Raw genomic sequence first — 24,967 nt, forward strand, 5'->3', positions numbered from 1 at the left:
ACGTGTCGAGGGCCGTGCAGGCGGTGCAGGCCCTGCCTCCACTGGATGCCTGCGAGGATATCGAGGCCCTGACGGCGTCGGTGCCGCCACCCGAGGACCCGGTGGTCCGCGCCCAGGTGGAGGCGTTCCAGGTGCGGGTGGATCGGCTGGAGACGCTGCGGCAGGCCGGCAAGTACCGCGAGGGCCTGTCGCTCGGAGAGGAGCTGCTGCCCCAGGTGGAGCGGGTGGACTACGCGCCCCTGCGAGCACAGGCGCTGTACCAGGTGGCCTACCTCCAGGAGGCGACGAGCGACTACGCCAACGCCGAGGCCCTGGTGCGCAAGGCCATCCCCGAGGCGGCGCGGAGCAAGGACCTGGTGCTGGTCGCCAGGACCTGGACGCTGCTGCTGCGGCTGGTGGGCTGGCGACAGGCGCGCTACCCCGAGGCCCCGGGTCTGGCCCTGGCGATGGAGTCGGCCGTGGAGTGCGCGGATGACGACCGGACCCGCGCGGACTCGCTCAATGATCTGGCTGTCGTGTTCCAGGAGATGGGCAAGTACGAGGAGGCCCGGGTCCGGCACGAGCGCGCGCTCGCGCTCCGGCAGAAGGCGCTGGGCCCCGAGCACCCCCTCGTGGCCGTCTCGCTCAACAACCTGGGGACCGTGCTCGGAGCCCTGGGGAAGTACGAGGAGGCCCGCGCCTCCTACGAGCGCGCCCTCGAGCTCCGTCAGAGGATACTGGGGCCCGAGCACCCCCTCATCGCCCTCTCGTACAGCAATCTGGGCACCGCCTTCAGCGCGCTGGGCAAGCACGAGGAGTCCCGCGTCCTGTACGAGCGCGCGCTGACCATCCGCGAGAAGGTCCTCGGGCCCGAGCATCCCGATGTCGCCAGCTCGTTGAACAACCTGGGCATCGCGCTCGAGGAGACGGGCAGGTACGCGGAGGCCCACGCCCTGTACGAGCGCGCACTGGCCATTCGCGAGAAGGCCCTCGGGCCTGACCATCCCGACCTCGCCAACACCCTCAGCGGCCTGGGCACCGCGCTCCGGTCGCTGGGCAGGTATGACGAGGCGCGGGTGCGGCTGGAGCATTCGCTGGCCCTGCGCGAGAAGGCCCTGGGGTCCGAGCATCCCGATGTGGCCAACTCGCTCGGCGATCTGGGCCACCTGCTCCGGACGATGGGCAGACAGGAGGAGTCACGGGCGCGCTACGAGCGCGCGCTGGCCCTGCGCGAGAAGGCCCTCGGGCCCGAGCACCCCCTGGTGGCGGAGTCGCTCGGCGGCCTGGGCCGGACGCTGGTTCGATTGGAGCGGTGGGAGGCGGCCCGACGCGCCCTGGAGCGGGCCTCGGCCCTCTGGGAGAAGACGCCGAACCCCGCGCCCCGGGCCTTCTCCGAGGCACTCCTGGGACAGGGCGAGCTGCTGCTGGCCAGGGGCCGGCCGGACGAGGCCGTCCCGAAGCTGGAGCGGGCCCTGCTGATGGCTCCGGCGGACCTGCGTGCCGAGCTCCAGCCCGTGCTGAAGCGCGCGCACGCAAGTCCCTCCGCGAGCCGGGCACGCCTGGCCGTGCCCGTGCCCTGATCCGAGCTCTCTCCTTGTTGAACGAGGGCTCCTCGTACACGCCTCGCACCATCCGCGAGCACAGGGAGACGAGCCACTCCCAGGGCGTGCCCGACTCGTTCCGGACCTGGGTGGGGAGACCCGCCATCCTTGGGCTGGCGGATCCGTCGGGGGGGTTAGCGAGCGGCCGGAGCCGGGTCGGAGAAGCGCGCTCGGAGGAGCAGGTCCTCACCCACCTGCTCGAAGGTGAGCGTCCGCACGGTGAGGGCCCGAGCCATCTGCTTCACGCCCAGCGCGCCCGACCAGGAAAGGCCCTCACTGCCGATCAGCTTGGGGGCGACGAAGAGGAGCAACTCATCCGCCAACTCCTGCCGGAGGAACGAGCCGTACATCTCCGCCCCACCCTCCACCAGGACATGGTTGAGGCCCTCCTTGGAGAGCCGTCGCATCAGCGCCTCGAGGTCCACGCGGGTCCCCTTGGCGGGGATCCGCCAGACCTCGGCGCCGGCGGCGATGAATCGCCTCGCCTTGCGGCCGGCGGGATCCTCCAGAGTGGCCACCACGGTGCGCGCCGGGGAGCGCTGGGTGAAGACGGTCAGCTTCGGGGAGAGGCGCAGGTGCGAGTCCACCACCACGCGCACCGGATCCTTCCCTCCTCCCTGCGGGAGACGGGTGGTGAGCTGGGGGTTGTCCTTCTGGACGGTGGTGGCGCCCACGAGGATGACGTCCACCTGGTCTCGTAGTCGGTGCACCCACGCCCGGGCCTGCTCTCCCGTCACCCAGCGCGAGTCCCCGGTGGCGGTGGCCAGCTTGCCGTCCAGCGTCACCGCCGCCTTGAGAGTGACGTAGGGCAGGCCGGTGCTCATCGCCTTGAAGAAGGGCCGGTTGAGCTTGTCGGCCTCGTCCTTCAGCACGCCGGTGACGACTTCCACCCCGGCGCGCCGCAGCCGCGTCACCCCCTTGCCATTCACCTTGGGGTTGGGGTCCGAAGAGCCGACGAAGACGCGGCGCACACCCGCATCGAGGATGGCCTGGCTGCACGGAGGGGTGCGCCCGTAGTGATCGCACGGCTCCAGCGTGGTGTAGAGGTCCGCCCCGCGCGCCTTGGCGCCCGCGGCCTCCAGCGCCACCACCTCGGCGTGGGCGGTGCCAGCACGCCGGTGGTAGCCACGCGCGATGATGCGGCCGCCCTTCACCAGCACCGCCCCCACCACCGGGTTGGGACTGGTGCGGCCGAGCCCCTTGGCCGCCTCCTCCAGCGCGAGGCGCATGAAGAACTCCGCCACCGCCCGGTCGAAGTCCGCCGCGCGCTTCGCCCGGGGAGTGCGCCGTGCCTGCATCCGTGCCCGCGTCAAGAGCCGCATCGCCCGTCAACCATCCTTGCCCGTCGGGCGCGGCGGCTTGAGCTCGCGCGTCCGATCCGACAGCAGGTCCTTCAGCTCCTCCATGAACTCGGAGATGTCGCGGAAGCTCCGGTACACCGAGGCGAAGCGGACATAGGCCACCTCGTCCAGCTCGTGCAGCCGGCGCATCACCTCCTCGCCGATGACCGACGAGGGCACCTCCTTCTCGCCCGTGCCCTGCAACAGCCGCTCGATGGCGACCACCAGTTCCTCGAGCTGGTCCGCCGACACCGGGCGCTTCTCACAGGCCTTCTTCAGCCCGGCGAGCAGCTTCTCCCGGTCGAACGTCTCCCGCCGCCCGTCCTTCTTCACGATGAGCGGGTAGAGCTCCTCCACCCGCTCATACGTGGTGAAGCGCCGCTTGCACTGGAGGCACTCGCGGCGCCGCCGGGTGACGGACCCCTCGTGCGACTCGCGCGAGTCGATGACCTTGTTCTCGGCGTCCTGGCAGAAGGGGCAGCGCATGGTGTGTGGAGCACCGGGGTGGAGCGTGGACCCTCACCCCGGCCCTCCGAGGGAGAGGGGGTTACTTCAGGCGCGAGGCGTAGAGCGGGAAGCTCCGGGTGAACTCCTTGATCTTCTCGCGCACACCGACCAGCCGCTGCTCGTCCGAGGCATGGTCCAGCGCCTCGACCACCAGGGCGCCGATGGTGGCCATCTCGGCCTCCTTCATGCCCCGCGAGGTGACGGCCGGGGTGCCGATCCGGACGCCCGACGTCACCGTGGGCTTCTCCGGGTCGAAGGGAATCATGTTCTTGTTCACGGTGATGCCGGCCTTGCCCAGCACCTCCTCGGCCACCTTGCCCACGAGCTTCTTGGGGCGCAGGTCCACCAGCATCAGGTGGTTGTCCGTGCCGCCCGAGCACAGCCGCAGGCCGCCGCGCTGGAGGGCCTCGGCCAGGGCCTTGGCGTTGGCGACGATCTGCCGCTGGTAGGCCTTGAACTCGGGGGTGAGCGCCTCGCGGAAGGCCACGGCCTTGGCGGCGATGACGTGCATCAGCGGGCCGCCCTGGATGCCGGGGAAGATCTGGCTGTTGAGCGTCTTGCCGTACTGATCCCGGCCCATCACCAGGCCGCCACGGGGGCCGCGCAGCGTCTTGTGCGTGGTGGTGGTGACGATGTCCGCCAGGGGCACCGGCGAGGGGTGCACGCCCGCGGCCACCAGGCCGGCGATGTGCGCCATGTCCACCATGAGCGCCGCGCCCACGCTGTCGGCGATCTCCCGGAACTTCGCGAAGTCGATGGTGCGCGGGTACGCAGACGCGCCCACGACGATCACGCGCGGCTTGTGCTCCTTGGCGAGCTCCGCGGCCTGCGCGTAGTCGAGCGTCTCGGTATCGCGGGTGAGTCCGTAGTGGACGACCTTGTAGAGCTTGCCGGAGAAGTTGAACGCGGCACCGTGGGTGAGGTGGCCGCCCGAGTTCAGATCCAACGACAGCATGGTCTCGCCGGGCTTCATCAGCGCCATGTAGGCGCCCATGTTGGCCTGGCTGCCCGAGTGCGGCTGCACGTTGACGAAGTCGGCGCCGAACAGCTCCTTGGCGCGGGAGATGGCGAGGCTCTCCGCCACGTCCACCACCTCGCAGCCGCCGTAGTAGCGCTTGCCGGGGTAGCCCTCGGCGTACTTGTTCGTCAGCACCGAGCCGGCGGCCTCCATCACCGCCGGGCTGACGAAGTTCTCCGAGGCGATCAGCTCCAGGCCCTCTTCCTGCCGCCGCGTCTCATCGAGGACGACCTTGGCAATCTCGGGGTCGACCTCGGCCAGCCTACGGGTGTTCTCCATGGACACGCTCTCCTAAGGGCCGCGAGATCAGTTCTCGGACTCGGCCTCACGAATCTTGTCGATGCGCTTCTGGTGCCGGCCCCCCTCGAAGGGGGTGGCGAGGAAGGCCTCGAGGATGCTCCACGCCACGCCCAACCCCACCACGCGCTGGCCCAGGCACAGCACGTTGGCGTCGTTGTGGGCGCGTGCCATGCGAGCCTCGAACTCCGTCGTACACAGGGCCGCGCGCACGCCCCGGTACTTGTTGGCCACGATGCTCATCCCAATGCCCGTGCCGCACACCAGCACGCCATGGGTATAACGGCCCTCGGACACGGCCTTGGACACGCTCCTGGCGAAGTCCGGGTAGTCCACCGAGGCGTTCGTCGTGGGGCCCACGTCCTCGAACACGATGCCCTTCTCGGTGAGCAGCGCCGTCAGCTCCCGCCGCAGCTCCAGTCCCGCATGGTCCGACGCGATGATGAGCTTCACGTGAGGCCTCCCTCCGTAGCCCTCTCCCAGGGGGAGAGGGGCATCCACGGGCGAGCACCCGTGAGGACTACTTGAAGCGCTTGAAGAGCAGCACCGCGTTGGTGCCGCCGAAGCCGAACGAGTTGCTCATCGCCGCATCCACGCGCTGCTCACGCGCCTGGTTGGGCACGTAGTCCAGATCGCACTCCGGATCCGGCGTGGTGAAGTTGATGGTCGGCGGCAGCACTCCGCGCAGCAGGGCCAGCGAGCTGATGACCGCCTCCGCGCCACCGGCCGCGCCCAGCATGTGGCCCGTCATGGACTTGGTGGAGGACACCGCCACCTTCTTCGCGTGCGCGCCGAAGACCGTCTTGATCGCCTTCGTCTCGTTGGCGTCGTTGAAGGGCGTCGAGGTGCCGTGCGCGTTGATGTAGCCCACATCCTCCGGGTTCATGCCCGCGGACGCCAGCGCCAGACGCATGCAGCGCGCCGCGCCCTCGCCCTCGGGAGCCGGCGCCGTCACGTGGTGCGCGTCCGAGTTGGCCCCGTAGCCCACCAGCTCCGCCAGGATGGTGGCGCCGCGCTTCTTCGCGTGCTCCAGCTCCTCGAGCACCACGATGCCCGCGCCCTCGCCCATCACGAAGCCGTCGCGGTCCTTGTCGAACGGGCGGCTGGCCCCATGGGGGTCGTCGTTGCGCGTGGACAGCGCCTTCATCACCGAGAAGCCACCCATGCCCAGCGGCGTGATGGCCGCCTCGGCGCCACCAGCGATGACCGCATCGGTCTCGCCCAGGCGGATGGACTTCCACGCCTCACCGATGGCGTGGGCGCTCGTGGCGCAGGCCGACACGGGCGACCAGTTGGGCCCCTTGCAGCCATAGCGCATGGAGATGAGGCCCGGCGCCATGTTGATGATCATCTGGATGATGAAGAAGGGCGACAGCCGGTCGAACCCCTTCTCCAGGCCCTTGCGGTGCTGCTCCTCCAGCGAGGAGATGCCGCCGATGCCGGAGCCGACGATGACGCCCACCTTCTCCTGCGCGTAGCCGTGGGGAGCATCCGGGCCGATGGGCAGACCGCTCTCCTTGACGGCCATATCGGCCGCGGCGAGCGCGTACTGGGCGAACAGATCCATTCGGCGCACTTCGCGCTTGTCGATGAACTGCTCGGGCTGGAAGTCCTTCACCTCGCCGGCGAAGCGGGTGTCGATCTTCCCCACCTCGAAGCGCGTGATGGGAGCGATCCCGGACTTACCGGCGAGCATCGCCTGCCAGTTCTTCTCGGTGCCCGTACCCAGTGCCGTGATGAGACCGGTACCGGTGATGACGACTCGTCGGTTTGACACGTTGCTCTCCACTGAATGCGCGCAGCCGCCATGGAACGCTGGGGGTCCAGCGCTCCTGGCCCTACCGGTGCTGCCTACTTCTTATGCGTGTTGATGTAGTTGATGGCATCACCGACGGACTTGATGTTCTCGGCCTCCTCGTCGGGGATCTCGACCTCGAACTCCTCCTCCATCGCCATCACCAGCTCCACGATGTCGAGGCTGTCCGCGCCCAGATCCTCGATGAACGAGGACTCCGGCTTGATCTCGTCCTCCCCCACGCCCAGCTGGTCGGCGATGATAGACTTGACCTTGGCCTCGATTTGAGACGTCGACATAGGTGTAGAACCCTCCTGGAACCACGTGCGGGTCCGGCATACTCCCCCGGACCTCTAGTAAAGGCCGGCGCGGTATACTCCACGCCCGTCGCCAATCCAACCCTTGGCTACATGTACATGCCGCCGTTCACCTTGAGAACTTCTCCGGTGATGTAGGCGGCGGCATCGCTGGCGAGGAAGAGGACGGCGTTGGCCACGTCCTCGGGGGACCCCAGGCGGCCCAGCGGGATGGCGGCCAACATCTTCTCCCGCGTGTCGCCCTCCAGGTGAGAGGTCATGTCCGTGCCGATGAAGCCCGGGGAGACGGCGTTGACCCGGATGTTGCGGCTGGCCAGCTCCCTGGCCACCGACTTCGTCAGGCCGATGAGGCCCGCTTTGGAGGCCGAGTAGGCGGCCTGACCGCCGTTGCCCATCTCGCCTACCACGGAGGTCAGGTTGATGATGGCCCCGCCCCGCTGCTTCATCATCGGCCGGCTGGCCGCGCGGATGAGCGCGAAGGCGCCCTTGAGGTTGGTGTCCAGCTGCTTGTCCCAGTCCTCGTCCTTCACCCGCATGACCAGGCCGTCCACCGCCACGCCGGCGTTGTTGACGAGCACGTCCAGGCGGCCGTGCGTCTTCACCACGCCCTCCAGGGCACTGGCGCAGGCGGCCGAGTCCGCCACGTCGAAGCGCACCGACTCGCCCTTGGCGCCCGCCGCCTGGAGCAGGCCCAGCGTCTCCTGCGCCGCCGCCTCGTTGCCCGCGTAGCTGATGACCACCGTCGCGCCCTGCTTCGCGAAGGCCACCGCGATGGAGCGGCCGATGCCCCGCGAGCCGCCCGTCACCAGAACCACCTTGTCCTTGAACGCGCTCATCTCAGGCCCCCAGTGCCGCCAGAGCCTTCTCCAGGCTCGCGGCGTCATCCACGTTGAACGACTCGATGTCCTTGGTGATGCGCTTGGTGAGCCCGCTGAGTACCTTGCCGGGGCCCAGCTCGATGATGCGCGTCACGCCCTCGGCCCGGAGGGCCTCCACGCACTCGATCCACCGCACCGGGGAGCTGACCTGCTCCAGCAGCAGCGGCACCACGCGGGCGGCGTCGGCGTTGGGCCGGGCCTCCACGTTCGTCACCACCGGCACGGATGGAGCGGACACCTTCACCCGGGCGAGCACCTCGCCCAGGCGCGGCTTCACGGGGTCCATCAGCGCGCAGTGGAAGGGGGCGGACACGGGCAGGGGCATGACGCGCTTGGCGCCCAGCTCCTTGCACTTCGCTCCGGCGCGCTCCACCGCCTGCGCATGGCCGGCGATGACCGTCTGCTCCGGGGAGTTGTAGTTGGCCGGGGACACGACCTGGCCCTGGGCCGCCTCGTCACACGCCGCCTTCACCTTGTCCGGCAGCAGACCGAGGATGGCGGCCATGGCGCCCACCCCCTCGGGGACGGCCTCCTGCATGAAGGAGCCACGAGCGCGCACCGCCCGCACCGCGTCCGCCAGCTCCAGCGAGCCCGCCGCCACCAGCGCCGAGTACTCACCCAGCGAGTGCCCCGCCACGAAGGCCGGCGCCGCTCCCCGCTTGGAGAAGACGGCGTGCGCCGCCACCGACACCGTGAGGATGGCCGGCTGGGTGTTGGCCGTCAGCTTCAGCGCCGACTCCGGCCCCTCGAAGAGCATCTGGGAGAACTTCTCGCCCAGCGCCTCGTCGGCCGCCTCGAAGACGGCCCGGGCCTCGGGGAACTTCTCGTACAGGTCCTTCCCCATGCCGACAGCCTGACTGCCCTGTCCGGGGAAGACGAACGCGATCTTCGACATGCTCCTGCTCCCTCCCTGAAAACCCAACTACCAGCGCATCACCGCGCTGCCCCACGTCATCCCCGCGCCGATGGCCATCATCGCCACCACCTGGCCCTTCTTCAGCCGACCCGACCGGTTGGCCTCATCGAGCGTCATGGGCACCGAGGCGGACGACGTATTGCCGTACTCGTGCAGGTTGAGCCAGCACTTCTCGATCGGCAGCTCCAGCCGCTGTAGCACGGCTTCGAGGATGCGGATGTTGGCCTGATGGGCGATGACGTGATCCACGTCCCGGGCGTGCAGCCCGTTGGCCTTCAGGGCCGTGACGGTGGCGTCCGCCAGCGCGCGGACCGCGAACTTGAAGACCTCTCGGCCGTTCATGTGCAGCGTGTTCAGCTTGTCCTTCAGCACCTCCTCACAGGCGGGCTTGCTGGAGCCGCCACCCGGGATGCAGAGGATGTCCGCGAAGGAGCCGTCCGTATAAAGGTGGGTGGAGAGCAGCCCGCGCTCGGCGTCGTCGGTGGGCGCGAGCACCATGGCGCCCGCCGCGTCCCCGAAGAGCACGCAGGTGTTGCGGTCCGCCCAGTTGACCGTGCGGCTGAGCATCTCCGCGCCGATCACCAGCGCACGCTTCACCTGGCCGGTGCGCAGGAACTGATCGGCCACCGAGAGGGCATAGAGCGAACCGGAGCACGCCGCCGACACGTCGAAGGCGAAGGCGTTCTTCGCCCCCAGCTTGGCCTGCACCACCGCGGCGCACGACGGCATGGGCATGTCCGGCGTCACGGTGCCCACCACGATGAGCCCCAGCTCCTCGGGCCGGACGCCTGCCATCTCCAGCGCCCGCCGGGCCGCCTGCACGGCCATATCACTGGTCGTCTCGCCTGGAGCCGCCACCCGCCGCTGGCGGATCCCCGTACGCTCCGTGATCCACGCGTCCGTCGTATCGACGATCTTCTCGAGGTCGGCGTTGGTCAGGATCTTCTCCGGTGCGTACGAGCCGGTACCGATGATCTGCGTGCGTGACACGGGCGCTCCCTGTTGGGTGGTCCCGACACGAACGCCTCGCGCGCGTTCTCTAATCGGAAATCGCCTCGGCTGTCGCCCCCTTTCCCCGTTGCCGGGCAGGGAGCCAGGCAGTGGCCTCCGCGATGCACCGCGTCAACTCGGGAGGGCCCCCCGCACTGGGGCCTCGGGAGCATGGTCGCCCCCCATCGCATCCAGGACGAGCCTCATCGCGCGCGCCTCCTTCCATGGAGGCCCCGGATGCGGGAGCCAGGAGAGCAGGCAGGTGGACACCTGGGGTCAGGGGGACATAAGAATGTGGGCAGCCGAGTCATGGTTGACGAGGACGTGGTGTTTCCCTGCGCAGGCGCGTTGACTCACACGCCTTGAGCGGCTAGGGTCCGCCGCCTTCCGAGCTTTTGCCGGTCTGGACCGGAGGGGAAACCCGGGGTCCCGGACCGTGACATAGAGGTGAGCCGTGGGTGTTCCCAAGAAGCGTACTTCCAAGATGCGTCGTGACCGCCGTCGCGCGGCCAACAACAACCTGCGGACCGCCGTGCAGGTGATCCAGTGCTCCAACTGCAAGGAGCCCGTGCTGCCCCACCGCGCCTGCGCGGCGTGCGGTCACTACAAGGGTCGCGAGACGATTCCGGGCGCCCAGGCTTGAGCCAGGGCGTCTGACTCCAGCTCCGCTGGAAGGCACGAAGGCCGCTCCCTCTTCCGAGGGGCGGCCTTTCTCCTTTGCGGGCTCCCGCCTCAGAAGACGTTCCCGATGATCGGGGGCGGCTCGGGGTCGATGAGGTACGGGGGGGCGGTCTGGCCCTCATCCCGCAGCCGGAGCGCCAGGTCGATGCGCGCCGCGGCGTTGATGAGCCCCAGGTGGCTGAAGGCCTGGGGGAAGTTGCCCAGCTGCTCGCGCGTGAGCGGGTGCACCTCCTCGGCGAGCAGGCCCAGGTGGTTGGCGGCCTCGGCGTGCACCATGAAGACGTTCTCGGCCTCTTCCAAGCGGTCGGCCAGCGCCAGCACCTCGGCCAGCCAGAAGCCGCACAGGGTGAAGCCGCCCTCGGGCCCGCTGATCCCATCGTCCATGCGGTAGCGCCGGAGGAAGGAGCCCGCCCCCAGCTCGGCACGCAGCCAGTCGATGGTGCGCATGACGAGCGGCTCGGTCGCCCGGAAGCACCCCACGATGGGCAGCAGCAGTAGCGCTGCATCCGGCTCATCGCCCCCGTAGAAGCCCACGAAGTGCTGCCCCGAGGAGTCCACGCCCTGGCGGAGGATGTCGCTCCGGATCAGCTCCGCCTGACGACCACAGTCTTCCTCGAGGGCCGGCTCGGCGAAGAGCCGGGCCAGGTGCTGCCCGCGCCGCAAGGCCACCCAGCACATGAGCTTGGAGTGCACGTTGTGGCGCATGCCCCGGCGCGGCTCCCAGATGCCATGGTCCGGCTCGCGCCAGCGGCGGGCGGTGGTTTGGATGACCCGCTTCAGGAGCCCCCAGGTGCGCAGGGGGATCTGCCCTCCGAACCGCTCATGCAGGTAGGCCGCGTCGAGCAGCGCGCCCGCGGTGTCGAACTGGAGCTGATCCCTCGCGTCGTTGCCGATCCGCACCGGGGCCGAGCCCTGGAAGCCCGCGAGGTGCTCGAGGACGCGCTCCGGGGGCACGGGGCCGCCATCCAGCGAGTACATCACCTGGAGGGGATCTCCCCGGCTCAACGTGTCGCGCACGAAATAGAAGAACTCCCGGGACTCGTTGGGGTAGCCGATCAGGTTGGTGGCCCGCACCGCCATCGCCGCGTCGCGCACCCAGCTGAAGCGGTAGTCCCAGTTGCGCGTGCCGCCAATCCACTCGGGGAGCGAGGTGGTGGCCGCGGCCACCATGGCGCCGGTGGGCGCGTACATCAGCAACTTCAACACCAGCGCCGAGCGCAGGACGCTGTGCCTCCAGGGACCTTCGTACCGGAGCTGCTGGGCCCACTGGCGCCAGGCCTGGCGGGTGGCCCGGAGCTGCTCGAAGGGCCGGTACGCGGCGATGGGCTCGGGCCGATCCGAGTCCCAGGCCAGCACCATCCATCGCCGCTCCCCCGTGCCGAGCCGGATGCGCGTCTGGAGGCCCGACTCGCCATACCGCTCCCACTGGGCCGCCCCGTCGAGCACCGCGACCATCCGCTCGCCGAGGGCGCCGTGCGCGACCAACCCGTGCTCCTTGAGCTCCACCCGCGTCTGCGACTCCCCGTACCGGAAGCGGGGATCGAAGATGACGTTCAGCTCGAGCGAGCCCTCCACGCACTCGATGCGCCGGTGCACCTCGTGGATGGTGGCCCGCGGGTCGTTCGTCCACGGCATGTAGTCGATGATCCGGACGACGCCCTTGCGCTCGACGCGGAAGAGCGTCTCCAGGACGTTGGTGTCCGGGTCGTAGCGCTGGAGGCTCTCGAAGGGCCAGGTGGACGGGGTGATGCCCGTGAAGCCGCCCTTCTCGTCATCGAGGATGCCGGCGAAGACGCTCGGGCTGTCGAAGCGCGGGAAGCACAGCCAGTCGATGACGCCATCGGGCCGGACGAGGGCACAGGTGATGCCGTCGCCGATCAGCCCCCGGCTGGCCAGGGAGATCTCCCGGTGCGACCACGGATTCGAGAACCGGAACGGCCGGGTCATCCTCTTGGCGGCACTGTAGAGGTCCATTCGCCAAGGGTAGGAATCCTCCAGGTCCCGGAATCAGCCTGGATGGGCTCCAGTCGGGCGAGCAGCCCATCCACTGCCCCGGTGTGGGGTCAGCAACGAGAACCGTGGCATCTGTCCGGGAACATGAGGCACTCCATCACACGTGGCCGGTGGTCGTTGTTGCTGGCGCTGGGGCTCTCCCTCCCCGCGCTGGCGGGGCCTCACCCTGGCCTCTTCTTCGAGGCCTCCCAGGTCGAGGGGCTGCGTCAGAAGGCGCAAACGAGCCACCAGGTCATCTACCAGTCCCTGCTGAAGGGGACGACGACGTACCTGGACACGACCCTCTCGTCGTCCGGCCAGGTGACCTGGAAGTCCACCGGGCGCACCCAGCAGCTCGGCGATCGGCGGGAGATCGGCAACCTGCTGGTGGTGTTCTCCTTCGTGGCGCAGCTCTCCACGGACAGCCGCTACACCGATCTGGCGAAGCACTGGCTGCTGACCGTCTCCTCGTGGGGAAACCTGGACCTGGACGGCACGCATGACCTGATGCAGGCGCACCTGCTGGGAGGCGTCGCGGTGGCCTATGACCTGCTGGCGCCACGGCTCTCCTCCAGCGAGGCCGCGAAAGTGCGCGCCACGCTCCAGCAGAACGCCAACGCCCTGGCACAGGTCTCCAAGAGCGGGGCCTGGTGGGCGGACGAGTACCTCCAGAACCACAACTGGATCAACCATGCGGCCATCGGGCTCGCGGCGCTGGCCACCCGGGGCGAGCTGCCGGACAGCACCACCCAGCCCTGGCTCGACCTGGCCGTCGGTAACGGACGCAAGGTGAAGCGGGTGATGGACCTGGTGCCGGACGGTACGTACCACGAGGGCACCGCCTACCTCCTGTACGGGCTGAGCTGGTACCTGCCCTTCGTCAGCGCGCTGAAGCAGGTAACGGGCATCGACGTGGGCGACCTGGGCCTGGTGAAGCACTTCCCCCGCGCCTTCGCCTACGCGCAGCTCCCGGAGAAGCCCTCGCACTACCTGCTGATGCACGGCGACTTCTACGGCTTCAGTCCGGACCTGGGGCTGATGCCCCTGCGCTACGCGGCGACGCGCTACCGGGACCCGCTGGCCCAGGCCACGGCGGACACCTGGATGCGCGGCACGCCCGCCAACAGCTGGGCGCCCGAGCTCAACCCGCGCGTCTTCGAGTTCCTCTACTACGACGAGACCCTGCGCGCTGGCGACCAGCGCACCCAGCCGCTGGACTGGTACGGCGACAACCAGCAGGCGGCGGTGTTCCGAAGCGGCTGGGGCAAGGGCTCGCTCCTGTTCGCGCTCAAGAACGGCCCGTATGGCGGCATGGCCGGGTGGCAGTGGATGCAAAGCGGCATGGAGCCGCGCGGCACGCTGAACTTCAGCCACGACCACGCCGACGACAACGGCTTCTACCTCTACGGCAACGGCTCCTGGCTCGCGCCCGAGGCGGCCGGCTACTACATCGGCCATACCAACTCGCCGGGGCCGGCGGCCAACCAGACCGTCTTCCACAACTCGCTGACCATCGACGGCCAGGGCCAGCTCGGCGAGGGCGTGCGCGACAGGAGCGACTCCGCCATGGCCTACGGCTGGTACCTCGGGCGCAAGGGCGGCCTCCCCTTCTTCGGCTCCAGCGAGCACTTCGGCTACACCGTCGGCGACGGCTCCGCGCTCTACCCCGCCACGCTGGGGCTGCGCCGCTGGGACCGCCATGCCCTCTTCCTCGACCGTCGCTGGGTGGTGCTGCGCGACGTGGTGCAGTCCTCGAAGTCCCACGCCTACCGCTGGGCCTGCCACTTCATGAACGGGGCGAGCCGCGAGGGCGCCTGGCTCCACGGGCGCGGCGAGAACGGTCAGGCCCTCGGCGTGGCGGTGGTGGCCCCCGAGTCCTTCGACGCCTCGTTCGCGCAGCAGCGTCCCGTCAGCATCCAGAAGCTCAATCCGGCGGGCTCCGTCACCCTCGCCGAGGTGAAGCCCACCACCACCTCGGCCAACGCCACCTTCCTCACGGCCCTGGTGCCCACGGCTGAGTCGGCCTGGGCCTCGCGTCCCACGGTGAAGGCGCTCGATAGCCGCCTGCCCGACGCCGGCCTCAAGGTGACCGAGGGCACCACCTCCTCCTCCGCCCTCTTCAATGACCTCCCCGAGCAGAGCCGCGAGGTGGGCGGCCTCCGGCTGACGGGCCTCGCTGGCGTCGTCCGCTACGAGGGCTCCATGCCCACCCGGGTGCTGCTCGTCCGGGGCACGCTGCTATCCGATGCCTCGCGCACCCTGATCAGCCAGGACAGCCCCACGGCGATGTTGGAAGCCGAGGGGCTCGCCTCCGATACGCTGCGCCTGTCCGGCAAGTCCCTGGGCACCCCTCGCATCCATGCGCCCCGCGCCACCCGCGTCCTGTGGAACGGCGTGGACATCGCCTTCCAGCGCCAGGGGGACTTCATCGTGGTGGGCAAGACCGACGACTCGCTCCCCTCGGCGCCCCCGGCCCCGGTCTCCAACGAGCCCCAGCACGAGGAGGTCGATGTGGCTCCACCCCTGGAAAGCGCTGGCTCGACGCTGCCCCCACCTCACGAGCCCGACGCCTCACGGCCCCTCGGTCTGTCATGCTCGACGGGGGATGAACAGTTCGCGCTGGCTTTCGGCGTGCTGACCCTGGGCGGGGTAATCCGCTCGCGTCGGCGCCGAAGGGCCGCTCGCGCTCCCGACGCTTCCCTGCTCGGGTGAGCCGTCGGGTACGGGGCACTCCCTCCCCAAGGCCAGTACTTTGTCCGACAAGTCCAGAAAGGCGGTTCTGGAAAGCTTCACGTGTCTGAGCGGCATTCCTACTTTGGCGCCTACGTCAGCAGGGTCGTACGGGGCGTTTCGGGGGGAGGCACGTGATGGAAGAGCGGGAGAACCTGGACGGGCACATGGCGGCGGGCATCGCGTGGGCGGCGGACTCGAATCGGGTCTCCCGAAGCGAAGCCCCCGCGCCGGGATTCGAGGAACTCTTCCCCTCCGAGCCGCCGCCCGCGGCCGTGGCACGGTGGGCCTCCGAGTCGGACTTCTTCGACCTGATGGCGGAGCGGCTCGGGGCTCACGCCCAGCCCCTGGATGCGCTCACGGTCGAGCGCTACCGCGAGACACGGCGGCCCTGGTTCAACAAGGAGTTCCGCTTCCGGTTGATGGGGGAGCTGCGCGGCAAACGCGTGCTCGACGTGGGCTGCGGGGATGGCAGCAACGCCATGCTGATGGCCCGGTTCGGCGCCCGGGTGACGGGCATCGACATCTCCCCCAAGTCCATCGAGCTGTGCCACCGCCGGGCGGAGCTCGACCGCGTCGGGAGCAACACCCAGTTCATCTGCTCGCCCCTGGAGACCGCGCAGCTCCTGGAGGGCGCCTACGACATCATCTGGGGTGACGGCGTGCTGCACCACCTCATCCCGGAGCTGGACGGGGTAATGCGCAAGCTCGTGAGCTGCGCGAAGCCCGGAGCCCTCTTCCTCTTCTCCGAGCCGGTGTGCCTCTCGCCCCTGCTGCGGCGGCTGCGCAAGCGGATTCCCATCCACACGGATGCCACGCCCAACGAGCGGCCCCTCGAGCGCGCCGAGCTGGCGACGATCCGGCGCTACCTCCCCCAGTTGGAGATGCGCTGGTTCAGCTTCCTGTCCCGGTTGGATCGCTTCTTCCTGCACCACAACAACTACGAGCGCTCCCCGCTGCCGTGCCGCCTCGCCGCGGACGCGCTGGGGCGTGCCGACCAGCTCGTCCTCTCCATGCCGGGCCTCCAGATGCTGGGCGGCATGTGCGTGATGTCCGGCCAGATTCCGAAGAACGGCTGAGCACTTCCTCCAGGCCACCCCATGAAACCTGCCCTGCTGATCGGCCTCCTCCTGTTGAGCGCCTGCACGGGTGCGCTCGACGCCGGGAACCCGAACCCACCGACTGACTCGGAGCCCCTCGCTCCAGGAATACCGCCCGAGGGCGGACCCCCGGCCACCGAAGCCCCCTCCGTGGACTCCGGGGTGCCAGACGCGGGCGCGCCCTCGGCGGACGCGGGCACGCCCTCCCGGGCGGAGCCCTCCCCCGAGCGGCCCCGGTGGCCGGCGCTCCAGGCGGCCGTGCCCACCTACGAGCTGACGTTGAAGCAGGAGGACTTCCAGGCCCTCCACGACCATGCGAAGGATCCGCCCTCGAAGGAGTTCCGGGTGAAGGGCCGGTTCACCCTCGAGGGCCGCACGTACGCGGTGGAGCTGGGCTTCCGAGGGCGCTCCACCAAGACGGACCCGCGCATCGCGAAGAAGTCCTGGCAGGTGCGTTTCGAATCGAAGGATCGCTTCGAGGGCCAGAAGCGCATCGAGCTGCTCGCGGAGTGGAAGGACGCCGGCCATCTCACCGAGAAGCTCTGGTACGACCTGGCCGCGAGCGTGGGCCTGCGCGTGCCGCGTGCCCGCTACGCCCAGGTGAAGCTCCACCTCCAGCAGCCAGACGGGACCGTCCTCACGAGGTACGAGGGCGTCTTCACTGAACTGGAGTCCCTCACCGAGGACTTCCTCGATGCCCATGGCTTCGATGAGGACGGCGACATCTACCGCTGCGGCATGATCGACTGCGAGCTGCGCCCGCCGCCCCAGGAAGCGTACATGGAGCCCTGGGAGAAGAAGACGAACGAGAAGCAGCCGTGGAACCGGCTGTGGGCCTTCCTCGAGGGCATCAACCGCACGCCACCCCACCAGTTCGCCACCTTCGCGGAGCAGCGACTGGAGCTGGATGACTACCTCTCCTGGTTGGTGGTGGAGACGTTCATCGCCAATGACCTCCAGGGCGACTCGCGCAGCTACCTCGTCTACGACCGCGAGACGGACAAGTGGACGTACGTGCCATGGGATTTGAACAACGCCCTGTCGCTCTACAACCGCACCAACGCCGTCATCCAGGGCGTGAAGTCCCGCCATCCGCTCTTCAGCTTCACCGCCTACGACCCGAGGGTGTACGAGCTCTTCGAGTTCCGCCGCGACGTGCTCGGCTACACGGACATGAAGCCGACGTACAGCACGCTGTCCACGCGCATCTACGACGACCCGGACCTGCGCGCCCGCTATGTCGCCCGGCTGCGGCGGCTGCTCGACACCTGGCTCACGGAGGACAACCTCGGCCCGCGCGTCGATGCCATGCACGGGTTGCTCGCCCCATTCATCCTGCCCGGCGGGGACGGCAAGACGGTGGACCCATACGTCAGCCCCGAGCACGCCGCCCGGAGCGCCAACTACCTCCGCCGCTTCGTGCGTGAGCGCCGCGCGTGGCTGCTCCAGCACCTCCAGGAGATTGAATCGCTCGGCAATGGAGCGCTCGTCGTGGACCGGGTGGGGCGGGAGGCATCCGGCGCCTTCTGGGTGCAGCTCTACAACCGGGGCAGCGCACCGGTGGCCCTGGAGGGACTGCGGCTCTCGGGCAATACCCGCGTCCCAGGCCAGTGGATGCTGCCTGACCTCACGGTGCGGCCCGGGCAGATCGTCACCTTCCGCCAGGGCGCCGCTGGCTTGGAGCACCTGGGCGCGACGATGAACCCGGAGCGCCCCGAGGTCTCCCTCTCCGCCGCGGACGAGAAGACGGTGCTGGATCTGCTGTGGCTGGCTCCACTGAAGCCGGGCGAGGCCTACGGCCGGCAGCCTCGCGGCGCCGAGACCTTTGGCCCCCAGCCCGGCCCATGACACCGAGCCCCTCCGAAACACAGAAGGCCGCCCCTCTTTCGAGGTGGCGGCCTTCGTACTTCCAAGCTGCCGGGCACGGGCTCAGCCCTGGATCTTGATGTCCTTGAGCACCGCGAGACGCGGATCCACGAACTTCGTGTCGCAGCCGCACTGCTTCTCGTTGAGATTCTGGCCGCACTTCACGCACAGCCCGCGGCAGTCCTCGCGGCACAAGGCGCTCATCGGCAGGGACAGCAGCACCTGCTCGCGCACGATGGGCTCCAGGTCGATGACCTTCCCATCGAACACCTCCTCGTCCGCCTGCTCCAACCCGAACGAGCCGCCGCTCTCGCCGCTGCCCCGGTCCTTCTCCTCCAGTTCCTCGTCGCTCAGCACGTCCTCGCCCCGGGCGAGCGACTCGGGCACGAGGTTGATGGTGAAGACCACGGGCAGCTCCAGCTTCGACTCCGTGAGGCAGCGCTTGCACTCGGCCACCACGCGGGTGGTGAACTTGCCCTCGACCAGCACGCCGCCGCTCACCTTGCGCAGGTTCGCCGATACGGACAGGGGCTCGGTCGCCCGGAAGCCAGAGTCCTCGAGCGCGGCCCCGAGCAGCTCGAGGCTCATCTGCTCATTGACCTTGAGCCCTTGGTCGCGAATTTGATCAATCTTTACGAGCATCTATCCGACTTCCTATCCAAAAAGGGGCGCGCATCATGGGGAGGCCCCCCCCCGCAGTCAACGCGCCTGAACCTCCATAGATGTCACCGGTCCGTTGCCGTTGCGGGACCGTCCACGAGGTGGAGGCCCGTCTGCCCGTCTGCTAGGCTGGCGGGCAATGTACGTCTGGCGGAATCGCCTGGTGGCCAGCCTCGTCGTGGGGAGCCTGCTGTCCCCTACCGCCGCGCTCGCCCGGCCCCTCTTCCCACAGCCCCTCCTCTTCCAGGTGGCACCCGCCCGCCCGGAGATCGGCCGCGCGCTCCAGCAGATCGAGAACGGTGAGTTCGAGGAGGCGGTGAAGACGCTGGAGGCCGGCCTCGACGCGCCGGACGTCACCGATGATCAGCTCGTGGAACTCTACCGGCTGCTCGGCCTCACCTCCCTGTACCTGGGGGACGAGGAGCGGGCCCGCGAGGCCTACGAGAAGCTGCTCCAGGCGCGGCCGGACTACGAGCTGCCGCGCAACACGCCTCCCAAGATCCGCACCCTCTACGCGCGCATCAAGGAGGACATCAAGAACCGCCGCGTGCGGCCGGTGACCCTCCAGGTGGACCCCATCCCGGATGCCACCGGAAGCGAGCCGGTGGTGGCGACGGCGACGATCGAGGAGATGGCGCTCGGAGCCCGGGCGCGGCTCTTCTACCGGCGCGCGGGCGCGCAGGCGTACAGCTCGGTGGACTTCACGCGCGACCGGGCCCACAAGGAGCGCTACGTCGCCACCATCCCCGCCTACGAGCTGCCCGCGGCCGCCTCCGCCTACGAGGTGGAGTACTACTTCGAGGTGGCGGACGCCGCGCAGCGCCGATTGGCGGGAAGGGGTGATGCCTTCAACCCGCTCGTCTTCCAGATCGCCCCCGAGGCCGGAGCGGTGGCCAGGGCGGGCGAGCGTCCCTGGTACAAGAGCCCGTGGCTGTGGGTGGCCGTGGGCGCGGTGGCCGTGGCGGGTACCGCCGGAGCCGTCGTCTACGCCACCTCCGAGGAGCGCGGCCGCGTTCCCATCACCGTTCGCGTCAACCCATGAGCCCGCGCACTTCCCTCCTCCTCCTGCTCGGTACCGCTCTGGCCGCCGGTTGCGGGGCCGCGCCTTCCACCTCCGGAGTGCCCCTCGCCCTGGACGTGATGATCGACCGGGCCGTCCTCGATGAGCTGGGCGCCTTCCAGGTGGTGGTGCTCCCCGACGGCCAGTCCCGCCGGTGCGGCGAGCTTCAGCGCACCTGTCTCAACCAGCACGTGAAACCGGACGAGGCGCTCGTCCTCGAGGACTCGAATGGCAAGGAGGCGCGAGCCCTGCGCTTCCCCGCGGGGCTCGACCGGGACGGCGCCCAGGAGCTGGCCGTGGACATCCCGGTGGGCCGCGACTACGTCGTGATCATCGAGGCCCTGTCCCGCACCAACCCGCCGCGTTTCCTGGGCAGCTCCTGCAACTACCTGGAGACCGTCAGCTCCACGCGGAACGATCCGCTCATCGCCGCCCCCATCTCCCTGGTCGCGGTCGAGTGTGATCCGACCTTCGCGCCCTGAACACGCGGGGCTGGCGGGCGGACGAGCCCTGTCACCGAGGCGTCACGTGCTCGTCATTCAACCGCCACGACCAATCTGCTAGGCCATCGGGAGCGGAGGAACGATGGCGCGCATCCTGATCATCGAGGACGAGCAGGACCTGTCCGGACTGGTGGAGTACAACCTGCGGGCGGCGGGATTCGAGGCCGAGGTGGCGGGCACCGGAGCGAGCGGACTGGCAAAGGCGCGCGCCCACATACCGGACCTCGTGCTGTTGGACCTGATGCTGCCGGACCTGGCGGGCAGCGAGGTGCTGCGCCTGCTCAAGAACGACTCCGAGCTGCGCAAGGTGCCGGTCATCATCGTCAGCGCCAGGGGCCAGGAGTCCGACCGCGTCCAGGGCCTGGAGCTGGGCGCGGACGACTACGTGGTGAAGCCCTTCTCGGTACGCGAGCTGCTACTGCGCGTCAAAGCGGTGCTGCGGCGCGCGGACGTCGAGGAGGGGCCGGCGGCCCAGCTCGCCGTGGGCGACATCCAGCTCGACACCTCGCGTCACCAGGTGCGTGTGAAGGGCCAGGAGGTGGTGCTCACCGCGCTGGAGTTCCGCCTGCTGCGCACCCTGCTGGAGCGGACGGATCGCGTGCAGACGCGCGAGGTGTTGCTCTCGGACGTGTGGGGCATCCAGGCGGAGATCCACACCCGCACGGTGGATACGCACATCAAGCGCCTGCGCGAGAAGCTGGGTCCCGCGGGCGACATCATCGAGACGGTGCGCGGCGTGGGCTACAAGCTCAGCCCCCCGTGACGGGACGGCCTCCATGCCCCTGCGCCTCCTGCTGATTCCGCTGCTCGTCCCGGCCCTCGGGGCGCTCCTCCTCTTCCTGCTGCTGGGCTGGCAGTGGGATGCCTTCTTCGTGTCGCTCGCCACCCTCGCCGGCTCCGCGCTGACGCTGGTGGTGGGACGGGGCACGCTCAAGCGGCAGCTCCTCACGCTGGCCCGCGAGGTCCGCACCCGCGCCGAGGGCCCCTCCACCCCGGTCACCCCCAGGGGCGAGGGCGAGGACGAGCGGCTCGATGAGGTGGCCAGCCTCCAGGGCGCCATCGACTCGCTCCACCAGCAGCTCACCGCGCGCAACGCCGGCCTCAACCAGGAGGCGCGCACCCTGATCGCCGTGCTGGACGGCATGGCCGAGGGCCTGTGGGTGACGGACGCCGAGGGCACCGTGGTGCGCCACAACGACGCCCTGCGCGGCATGCTCCAGACGACGGGGAGCATCGTCGGCCAGCGGCCCCTGGCCCTGCTGCGCAACGACGTGCTCAACGACGCTGTCATCCGCGCCTGCCGCGACGGCGCCTCCACCCACCTCGAGCTGACGTTGGAGAGCATGTTCCCTCGCACGCTCGCCATCCGGGTAACGCCCCTGGGGAGGGATCTGCCGGGCAGCGCCGCCGTCTTCCATGACGTCACCGAGCTGCGCCACCTGGAGAAGGTGCGCAAGGACTTCGTGGCCAACGTCTCCCACGAGCTGCGCACCCCCATCACCGCCATCCGCGGCTACGCCGAGACGCTCCAGAGCGGGGCCCTCCAGGACGCCACCATGGCGCCCAAGATGGTGGACATCATTCACCGCCAGTCCGAGCGCCTCTCGGAGCTCGTCGAGGACCTGCTGGAGCTGTCCCGGCTGGAGTCACGCGAAGTGAAGTTCCAGGTGGTGGACGTGCCCCTGGCGGTGGCGGCCTCCCGGGCAGCCGAGGTGGTGCGTCACAAGGCGGAGGGCAAGAGAATCACGGTCGAGCTGGACGTCCCACAGTCCCTGGTGGGCCGGGGAGACGAGCGGGGCCTGGAGCAGGTGCTGCTCAACCTGCTGGACAACGCCGTGAAGTACACGCCCGAGGGTGGGCGGGTGAAGGTGACGGGCGCCCTGGAGGAGGGCCGCTGCGTCGTCCACGTCCGGGACACGGGGGTGGGCATCGAGCCCAGGCACCTGGCCCGGATCTTCGAGCGCTTCTACCGGGTGGACAAAGGAAGGAGCCGGGACATGGGGGGGACGGGCCTGGGCCTGTCCATCGTCAAGCACCTGCTGGGTGCCATGGGGGGGGAGGTGCGGGTCGAGAGCCAGCCAAACGAGGGCTCCGTCTTCACGATTTTCCTTCCAGCAGCGGTGCCCACGGCGGCCGTAGCGGGTTAGGATGGGTCATCCATGCGGGTCGCCATCCTCGCCGACATTCACGGGAACCTCCCCGCCTGCGAGGCCGTCCTCGAGGACATCGCTCGCGTAGCGCCTGACTACATCGTGGCCGCGGGAGACCTCGCGCTGCGGGGTGCACACCCTCGCGAGACGGTGGAGCTGCTCTTCGATCGCTGCGATGCGATCCTCATGGGCAACACCGACTGCTACCTCGCTGGCCACTACCTGGGTGGGGCCTACCGCGAGAAGGACCACTGGAAGACGGAGCTGCTCCAGTGGACGAGGGATCAGCTCGGGGAGACCTGGCTGCAGCGATTGGGCGCCCTGCCCTTCTCGGTGCGCTACACGCCACGCCGGGGGCAGGACCTGTTCGTCTGCCACGCCAACCCGCGCAACCTCGAGGACTCGCTGGACCCCACGCTGGACGAGAGCATCGTGCGCCGCTACCTCCAGAACCTGGATGCGGCCGCGGTGGCCTTCGGCCACCTGCACTTCCCCTCCCGCCGGCGCGTGGGCCGCATGCTGATCGCGGACGTGGCCAGCGCGGGCATCCCCCGCGACGGCGATCTGCGCCCCGCCTACGGCGTCTTCACCTTCACTCCCAAGGGCTGGCGCGTGCAGATCCGCCGCGTGCGCTACCCGGTGCGCAAGACGACCCAGTCGCTCACCGCGCGCCGCGTGCCCGGCGGCCCCCTCCTCATCCACAAGCTCGTCGAGGCGCGCTACCGCCACCACCACGCGCTGATGGAGGCCGCGCGCCGCCACTCGGGCCTGCCGCCGCCCGGCCCGGTGCTGCGCCCGCCGCCCGGGGCGTCCGCCCTCACCAAGACTCCGACGCACGAGATACCGTTGGTGATTCCCCCGCCCCCCATCCTCAAGCAGGCCGTGGGCGACGAGCTCCTCCCGGCGCCCTCGGAGGACGGGACCGCCCCGCTCTCCGCCGTGACGGACCTGGACGGTTGACGGGAGCGATGTCACACAGTTGTTGCAACTGTGTCACAACGGCGAAAACAGGGGGGCCCAGAGTCCGCCGTCGCCATGCCCCACGTCCTCATCGTCGATGACGAGCGAGATCTCGCCGATCTCATCGACTTCAATCTCCGCGCCGCCGGCTTCTCCACCCACGTGGCCCCCACGGGCGAGTTGGCCCTGTCCGCCGCCCGCGAGCAGCACACGGATCTCGTCCTCCTGGACCTGATGTTGCCGGACATGTCGGGCGTGGAGGTGTGCCGGCGGCTGCGAGCCGCCAACGACACCCGCGACGTGCTCATCGTCATGCTCACCGCCAAGGGCGAGGAGGCCGACCGCGTGCTCGGCTTCGAGGTGGGCGCCGACGATTACGTCACCAAGCCCTTCAGCGTCCGGGAGTTGGTGCTGCGCCTCAAGGCCATCCTCCGCCGAGGCGGCACCGCCCGCGATGGCTCCGCGCCGCTCGCGCTGGGCCCCCTCACGCTCGACATCGCCGCCCACCGCTTCCACGTGGACGGCAAGGAGGTGAGCCTCACCGCGCTCGAGTTCCGCCTGCTGGAGTACCTCATGGCCCGTGTGGGCCGCGTGCAGTCCCGAGAGCAGCTCCTCGCGGAGGTGTGGGGCCTGTCCAGCGCCCTGGAGACGCGCACCATCGACACCCACGTCATGCGCCTGCGCGACAAGCTCGGCTCCGCGCGCGCCTACCTCGAGACGGTGCGTGGCGTGGGCTACCGCATCGTCGAGCCGAACGCGTCCTGAAAGCCGTTGCGCATTTGTCACGTGGCTTTCCTCAAACAGCCACAGTGGCCCGGTAGATGTCCGCCTGTCTTTCAACACCGGACAGCAAGAACACCCGGAGCCACTTTCCCCCATGCGCAACCTGCTCGCCGCACTGCTGACCCTGTCCTCTGGTGCCGTCCTGGCCCAGGAGGCCACTCCGGCCCCCGAGACGGCCGCCGCCCCCGAGGCCGCCGCCCCGAGCGTCGACGAGCGCGTCACCACCACCGAGGGCAAGGTCTCCTCCATCGAGGAGCAGCTGCTGGAGATCAAGAGCGCCCTCTCCCCGCTCACGAAGTTGAAGTTCTCCGGCTACGTGCAGGCCCGCTACCTGTGGGAGGAAACGCGCGAGGATGGCACTGGCGGCCACAGCCGCTTCACCGTGCGCCGTTCCCGTCTCAAGGCCACCTATACCGGAGACATCGCCCAGTTCATGCTTCAGCTCGACGCCTCGCCCAGCGGCGTGGCGCTCCGGGACGCGGAGGCGACGCTCTTCATCCCCGGCACGAAGCAGACCATGTCGCTGACGCTGGGTCAGGTGAAGTGGCCCTTCGGCTTCGAGTCCGTGCAGTCCTCCAGCGAGCGTGAGTTCCCCGAGCGCACCCGCGTCGTCCGGGCCTTCCTCCCCGACGAGCGGGACCGCGGCGTCCGGTACAGCGCGAAGTACGGCCCCCTGCGCCTGAATGCCGGCGTCTTCGACGGCAACGGCATCAACTTCCCGGGCTTCGTCGGCGTGGACAACGACAAGGAGAAGGACGTCATCGGCCGCGCCGGATTCGACCTGAAGTGGATCTCCGGTGGTGTCTCCGGTTGGTACGGTCACACGCTGGGCAGAGGCGCCACG

The 24,967-nt window shown here is 69.4% G+C and carries 23 protein-coding genes; 12 read left to right on the plus strand and 11 right to left on the minus strand.

Annotated elements, in window-relative coordinates:
* Positions 1–1,559, plus strand: a 1,559-nt coding sequence (locus VF794_RS15915) for a tetratricopeptide repeat protein (RefSeq protein WP_331111276.1), incomplete at its 5' end; no start/stop codon positions are given.
* A gap of 155 nt (positions 1,560–1,714) precedes the next feature.
* On the opposite strand, the gene ribD is transcribed toward VF794_RS15915, so the two are convergent.
* The 9 genes from ribD to VF794_RS15960 all read right to left on the minus strand — a co-directional run bounded on the left by ribD (position 1,715) and on the right by VF794_RS15960 (position 9,638).
* Entirely contained in the window at positions 1,715–2,902 is a 1,188-nt protein-coding gene (ribD, locus tag VF794_RS15920; protein ID WP_331111277.1) for a bifunctional diaminohydroxyphosphoribosylaminopyrimidine deaminase/5-amino-6-(5-phosphoribosylamino)uracil reductase RibD, read from the minus strand.
* Between the two features lie 6 nt (positions 2,903–2,908).
* Positions 2,909–3,406: a transcriptional regulator NrdR gene (gene nrdR, locus VF794_RS15925; RefSeq protein WP_331111279.1), complete on the minus strand. Its 498-nt coding sequence runs from the start codon at positions 3,404–3,406 to the stop codon at positions 2,909–2,911.
* 61 nt (positions 3,407–3,467) lie between these two features.
* Positions 3,468–4,724 carry a serine hydroxymethyltransferase gene (glyA, locus tag VF794_RS15930; protein WP_331111281.1) on the minus strand — a complete coding sequence of 419 codons (1,257 nt, stop codon included), beginning with the start codon at positions 4,722–4,724 and terminating at the stop codon, positions 3,468–3,470.
* 27 nt (positions 4,725–4,751) lie between these two features.
* Entirely contained in the window at positions 4,752–5,195 is a 444-nt protein-coding gene (gene rpiB / locus VF794_RS15935; RefSeq protein ID WP_331111283.1) for a ribose 5-phosphate isomerase B, read from the minus strand.
* Positions 5,196–5,262: 67 nt separating this feature from the next.
* Positions 5,263–6,519, minus strand: a complete 1,257-nt coding sequence (fabF, locus tag VF794_RS15940) for a beta-ketoacyl-ACP synthase II (RefSeq protein ID WP_331111285.1) — start codon at positions 6,517–6,519, stop codon at positions 5,263–5,265.
* A gap of 74 nt (positions 6,520–6,593) precedes the next feature.
* Positions 6,594–6,836 (minus strand): acyl carrier protein, encoded by a 243-nt coding sequence (acpP, locus tag VF794_RS15945; RefSeq protein ID WP_309888517.1) that lies wholly within the window; start codon positions 6,834–6,836, stop codon positions 6,594–6,596.
* 107 nt (positions 6,837–6,943) lie between these two features.
* On the minus strand, positions 6,944–7,690 hold the full coding sequence (gene fabG, locus VF794_RS15950; protein WP_331111287.1) for a 3-oxoacyl-[acyl-carrier-protein] reductase: 747 nt from the start codon (positions 7,688–7,690) through the stop codon (positions 6,944–6,946).
* A gap of 1 nt (position 7,691) precedes the next feature.
* Positions 7,692–8,627, minus strand: a complete 936-nt coding sequence (gene fabD, locus VF794_RS15955; RefSeq protein WP_331111289.1) for an ACP S-malonyltransferase — start codon at positions 8,625–8,627, stop codon at positions 7,692–7,694.
* 27 nt (positions 8,628–8,654) lie between these two features.
* The gene (locus VF794_RS15960) at positions 8,655–9,638 is read right to left on the minus strand and encodes a beta-ketoacyl-ACP synthase III (protein ID WP_331111291.1); all 984 of its coding nucleotides are present in this window, start codon (positions 9,636–9,638) and stop codon (positions 8,655–8,657) included.
* A 454-nt stretch (positions 9,639–10,092) separates the two neighbouring features.
* Here VF794_RS15960 and rpmF point away from each other — a divergent pair, with 454 nt between their 5' ends.
* Entirely contained in the window at positions 10,093–10,281 is a 189-nt protein-coding gene (rpmF, locus tag VF794_RS15965; RefSeq protein ID WP_331111293.1) for a 50S ribosomal protein L32, read from the plus strand.
* A gap of 89 nt (positions 10,282–10,370) precedes the next feature.
* Here rpmF and VF794_RS15970 read toward each other — a convergent pair whose 3' ends face one another.
* Entirely contained in the window at positions 10,371–12,266 is a 1,896-nt protein-coding gene (locus tag VF794_RS15970) for a glycoside hydrolase family 15 protein (protein ID WP_331111295.1), read from the minus strand.
* A 150-nt stretch (positions 12,267–12,416) separates the two neighbouring features.
* On the opposite strand from VF794_RS15970, the gene VF794_RS15975 reads away from it, so the two are divergent.
* The 3 genes from VF794_RS15975 to VF794_RS15985 all read left to right on the plus strand — a co-directional run bounded on the left by VF794_RS15975 (position 12,417) and on the right by VF794_RS15985 (position 17,989).
* Complete coding sequence (locus VF794_RS15975) at positions 12,417–15,023, plus strand: DUF4962 domain-containing protein (RefSeq protein ID WP_331111297.1); 2,607 nt, start codon at positions 12,417–12,419, stop codon at positions 15,021–15,023.
* 155 nt (positions 15,024–15,178) lie between these two features.
* Positions 15,179–16,120 (plus strand): class I SAM-dependent methyltransferase, encoded by a 942-nt coding sequence (locus VF794_RS15980; RefSeq protein WP_331111299.1) that lies wholly within the window; start codon positions 15,179–15,181, stop codon positions 16,118–16,120.
* Between the two features lie 21 nt (positions 16,121–16,141).
* The gene (locus tag VF794_RS15985) at positions 16,142–17,989 is read left to right on the plus strand and encodes a CotH kinase family protein (protein WP_331111301.1); all 1,848 of its coding nucleotides are present in this window, start codon (positions 16,142–16,144) and stop codon (positions 17,987–17,989) included.
* An 81-nt stretch (positions 17,990–18,070) separates the two neighbouring features.
* Here the strand turns inward: VF794_RS15985 and VF794_RS15990 are convergent, their stop codons facing one another.
* Positions 18,071–18,649 carry a DUF177 domain-containing protein gene (locus tag VF794_RS15990; protein WP_331111303.1) on the minus strand — a complete coding sequence of 193 codons (579 nt, stop codon included), beginning with the start codon at positions 18,647–18,649 and terminating at the stop codon, positions 18,071–18,073.
* 181 nt (positions 18,650–18,830) lie between these two features.
* Here VF794_RS15990 and VF794_RS15995 point away from each other — a divergent pair, with 181 nt between their 5' ends.
* From VF794_RS15995 to VF794_RS16025, 7 genes are all read left to right on the plus strand, one after another.
* Positions 18,831–19,709 carry a hypothetical protein gene (locus VF794_RS15995; RefSeq protein ID WP_331111305.1) on the plus strand — a complete coding sequence of 293 codons (879 nt, stop codon included), beginning with the start codon at positions 18,831–18,833 and terminating at the stop codon, positions 19,707–19,709.
* On the plus strand, positions 19,706–20,209 hold the full coding sequence (locus VF794_RS16000; protein WP_331111307.1) for a hypothetical protein: 504 nt from the start codon (positions 19,706–19,708) through the stop codon (positions 20,207–20,209). The genes VF794_RS15995 and VF794_RS16000 overlap by 4 nt, the downstream gene beginning before the upstream one ends.
* A gap of 103 nt (positions 20,210–20,312) precedes the next feature.
* Positions 20,313–20,993 (plus strand): response regulator, encoded by a 681-nt coding sequence (locus VF794_RS16005; protein WP_331111309.1) that lies wholly within the window; start codon positions 20,313–20,315, stop codon positions 20,991–20,993.
* Positions 20,994–21,006: 13 nt separating this feature from the next.
* A complete protein-coding gene (locus VF794_RS16010) occupies positions 21,007–22,377 on the plus strand; it encodes a sensor histidine kinase (RefSeq protein ID WP_331111311.1) in 1,371 nt (456 codons plus the stop codon).
* Positions 22,378–22,389: 12 nt separating this feature from the next.
* Entirely contained in the window at positions 22,390–23,340 is a 951-nt protein-coding gene (locus VF794_RS16015; protein WP_331111312.1) for a metallophosphoesterase family protein, read from the plus strand.
* A 75-nt stretch (positions 23,341–23,415) separates the two neighbouring features.
* The gene (locus VF794_RS16020; protein WP_331111314.1) at positions 23,416–24,105 is read left to right on the plus strand and encodes a response regulator transcription factor; all 690 of its coding nucleotides are present in this window, start codon (positions 23,416–23,418) and stop codon (positions 24,103–24,105) included.
* Between the two features lie 112 nt (positions 24,106–24,217).
* Positions 24,218–24,967 (plus strand): porin (locus tag VF794_RS16025; RefSeq protein WP_331111316.1); only part of this gene is annotated, 750 nt, incomplete at its 3' end.

It is taken from the genome of Archangium sp., assembly GCF_036389735.1.
Taxonomy (GTDB): Bacteria; Myxococcota; Myxococcia; order Myxococcales; family Myxococcaceae; genus Archangium.

Bases quoted from the DNA above. Each gene is read 5' to 3' on its own strand.
- fabD (WP_331111289.1), bottom strand. From the start codon at position 8,627: ATGTCGAAGATCGCGTTCGTCTTCCCCGGACAGGGCAGTCAGGCTGTC.
- VF794_RS16000 (WP_331111307.1), top strand. From the start codon at position 19,706: ATGAGCCCGCGCACTTCCCTCCTCCTCCTGCTCGGTACCGCTCTGGCC.
- VF794_RS15980 (WP_331111299.1), top strand. From the start codon at position 15,179: ATGGAAGAGCGGGAGAACCTGGACGGGCACATGGCGGCGGGCATCGCG.
- VF794_RS16010 (WP_331111311.1), top strand. From the start codon at position 21,007: ATGCCCCTGCGCCTCCTGCTGATTCCGCTGCTCGTCCCGGCCCTCGGG.
- VF794_RS16015 (WP_331111312.1), top strand. From the start codon at position 22,390: ATGCGGGTCGCCATCCTCGCCGACATTCACGGGAACCTCCCCGCCTGC.
- VF794_RS15985 (WP_331111301.1), top strand. From the start codon at position 16,142: ATGAAACCTGCCCTGCTGATCGGCCTCCTCCTGTTGAGCGCCTGCACG.
- VF794_RS16005 (WP_331111309.1), top strand. From the start codon at position 20,313: ATGGCGCGCATCCTGATCATCGAGGACGAGCAGGACCTGTCCGGACTG.
- VF794_RS15990 (WP_331111303.1), bottom strand. From the start codon at position 18,649: ATGCTCGTAAAGATTGATCAAATTCGCGACCAAGGGCTCAAGGTCAAT.
- VF794_RS15975 (WP_331111297.1), top strand. From the start codon at position 12,417: ATGAGGCACTCCATCACACGTGGCCGGTGGTCGTTGTTGCTGGCGCTG.
- VF794_RS16020 (WP_331111314.1), top strand. From the start codon at position 23,416: ATGCCCCACGTCCTCATCGTCGATGACGAGCGAGATCTCGCCGATCTC.
- ribD (WP_331111277.1), bottom strand. From the start codon at position 2,902: ATGCGGCTCTTGACGCGGGCACGGATGCAGGCACGGCGCACTCCCCGG.
- glyA (WP_331111281.1), bottom strand. From the start codon at position 4,724: ATGGAGAACACCCGTAGGCTGGCCGAGGTCGACCCCGAGATTGCCAAG.
- acpP (WP_309888517.1), bottom strand. From the start codon at position 6,836: ATGTCGACGTCTCAAATCGAGGCCAAGGTCAAGTCTATCATCGCCGAC.
- fabG (WP_331111287.1), bottom strand. From the start codon at position 7,690: ATGAGCGCGTTCAAGGACAAGGTGGTTCTGGTGACGGGCGGCTCGCGG.
- nrdR (WP_331111279.1), bottom strand. From the start codon at position 3,406: ATGCGCTGCCCCTTCTGCCAGGACGCCGAGAACAAGGTCATCGACTCG.
- VF794_RS15970 (WP_331111295.1), bottom strand. From the start codon at position 12,266: ATGACCCGGCCGTTCCGGTTCTCGAATCCGTGGTCGCACCGGGAGATC.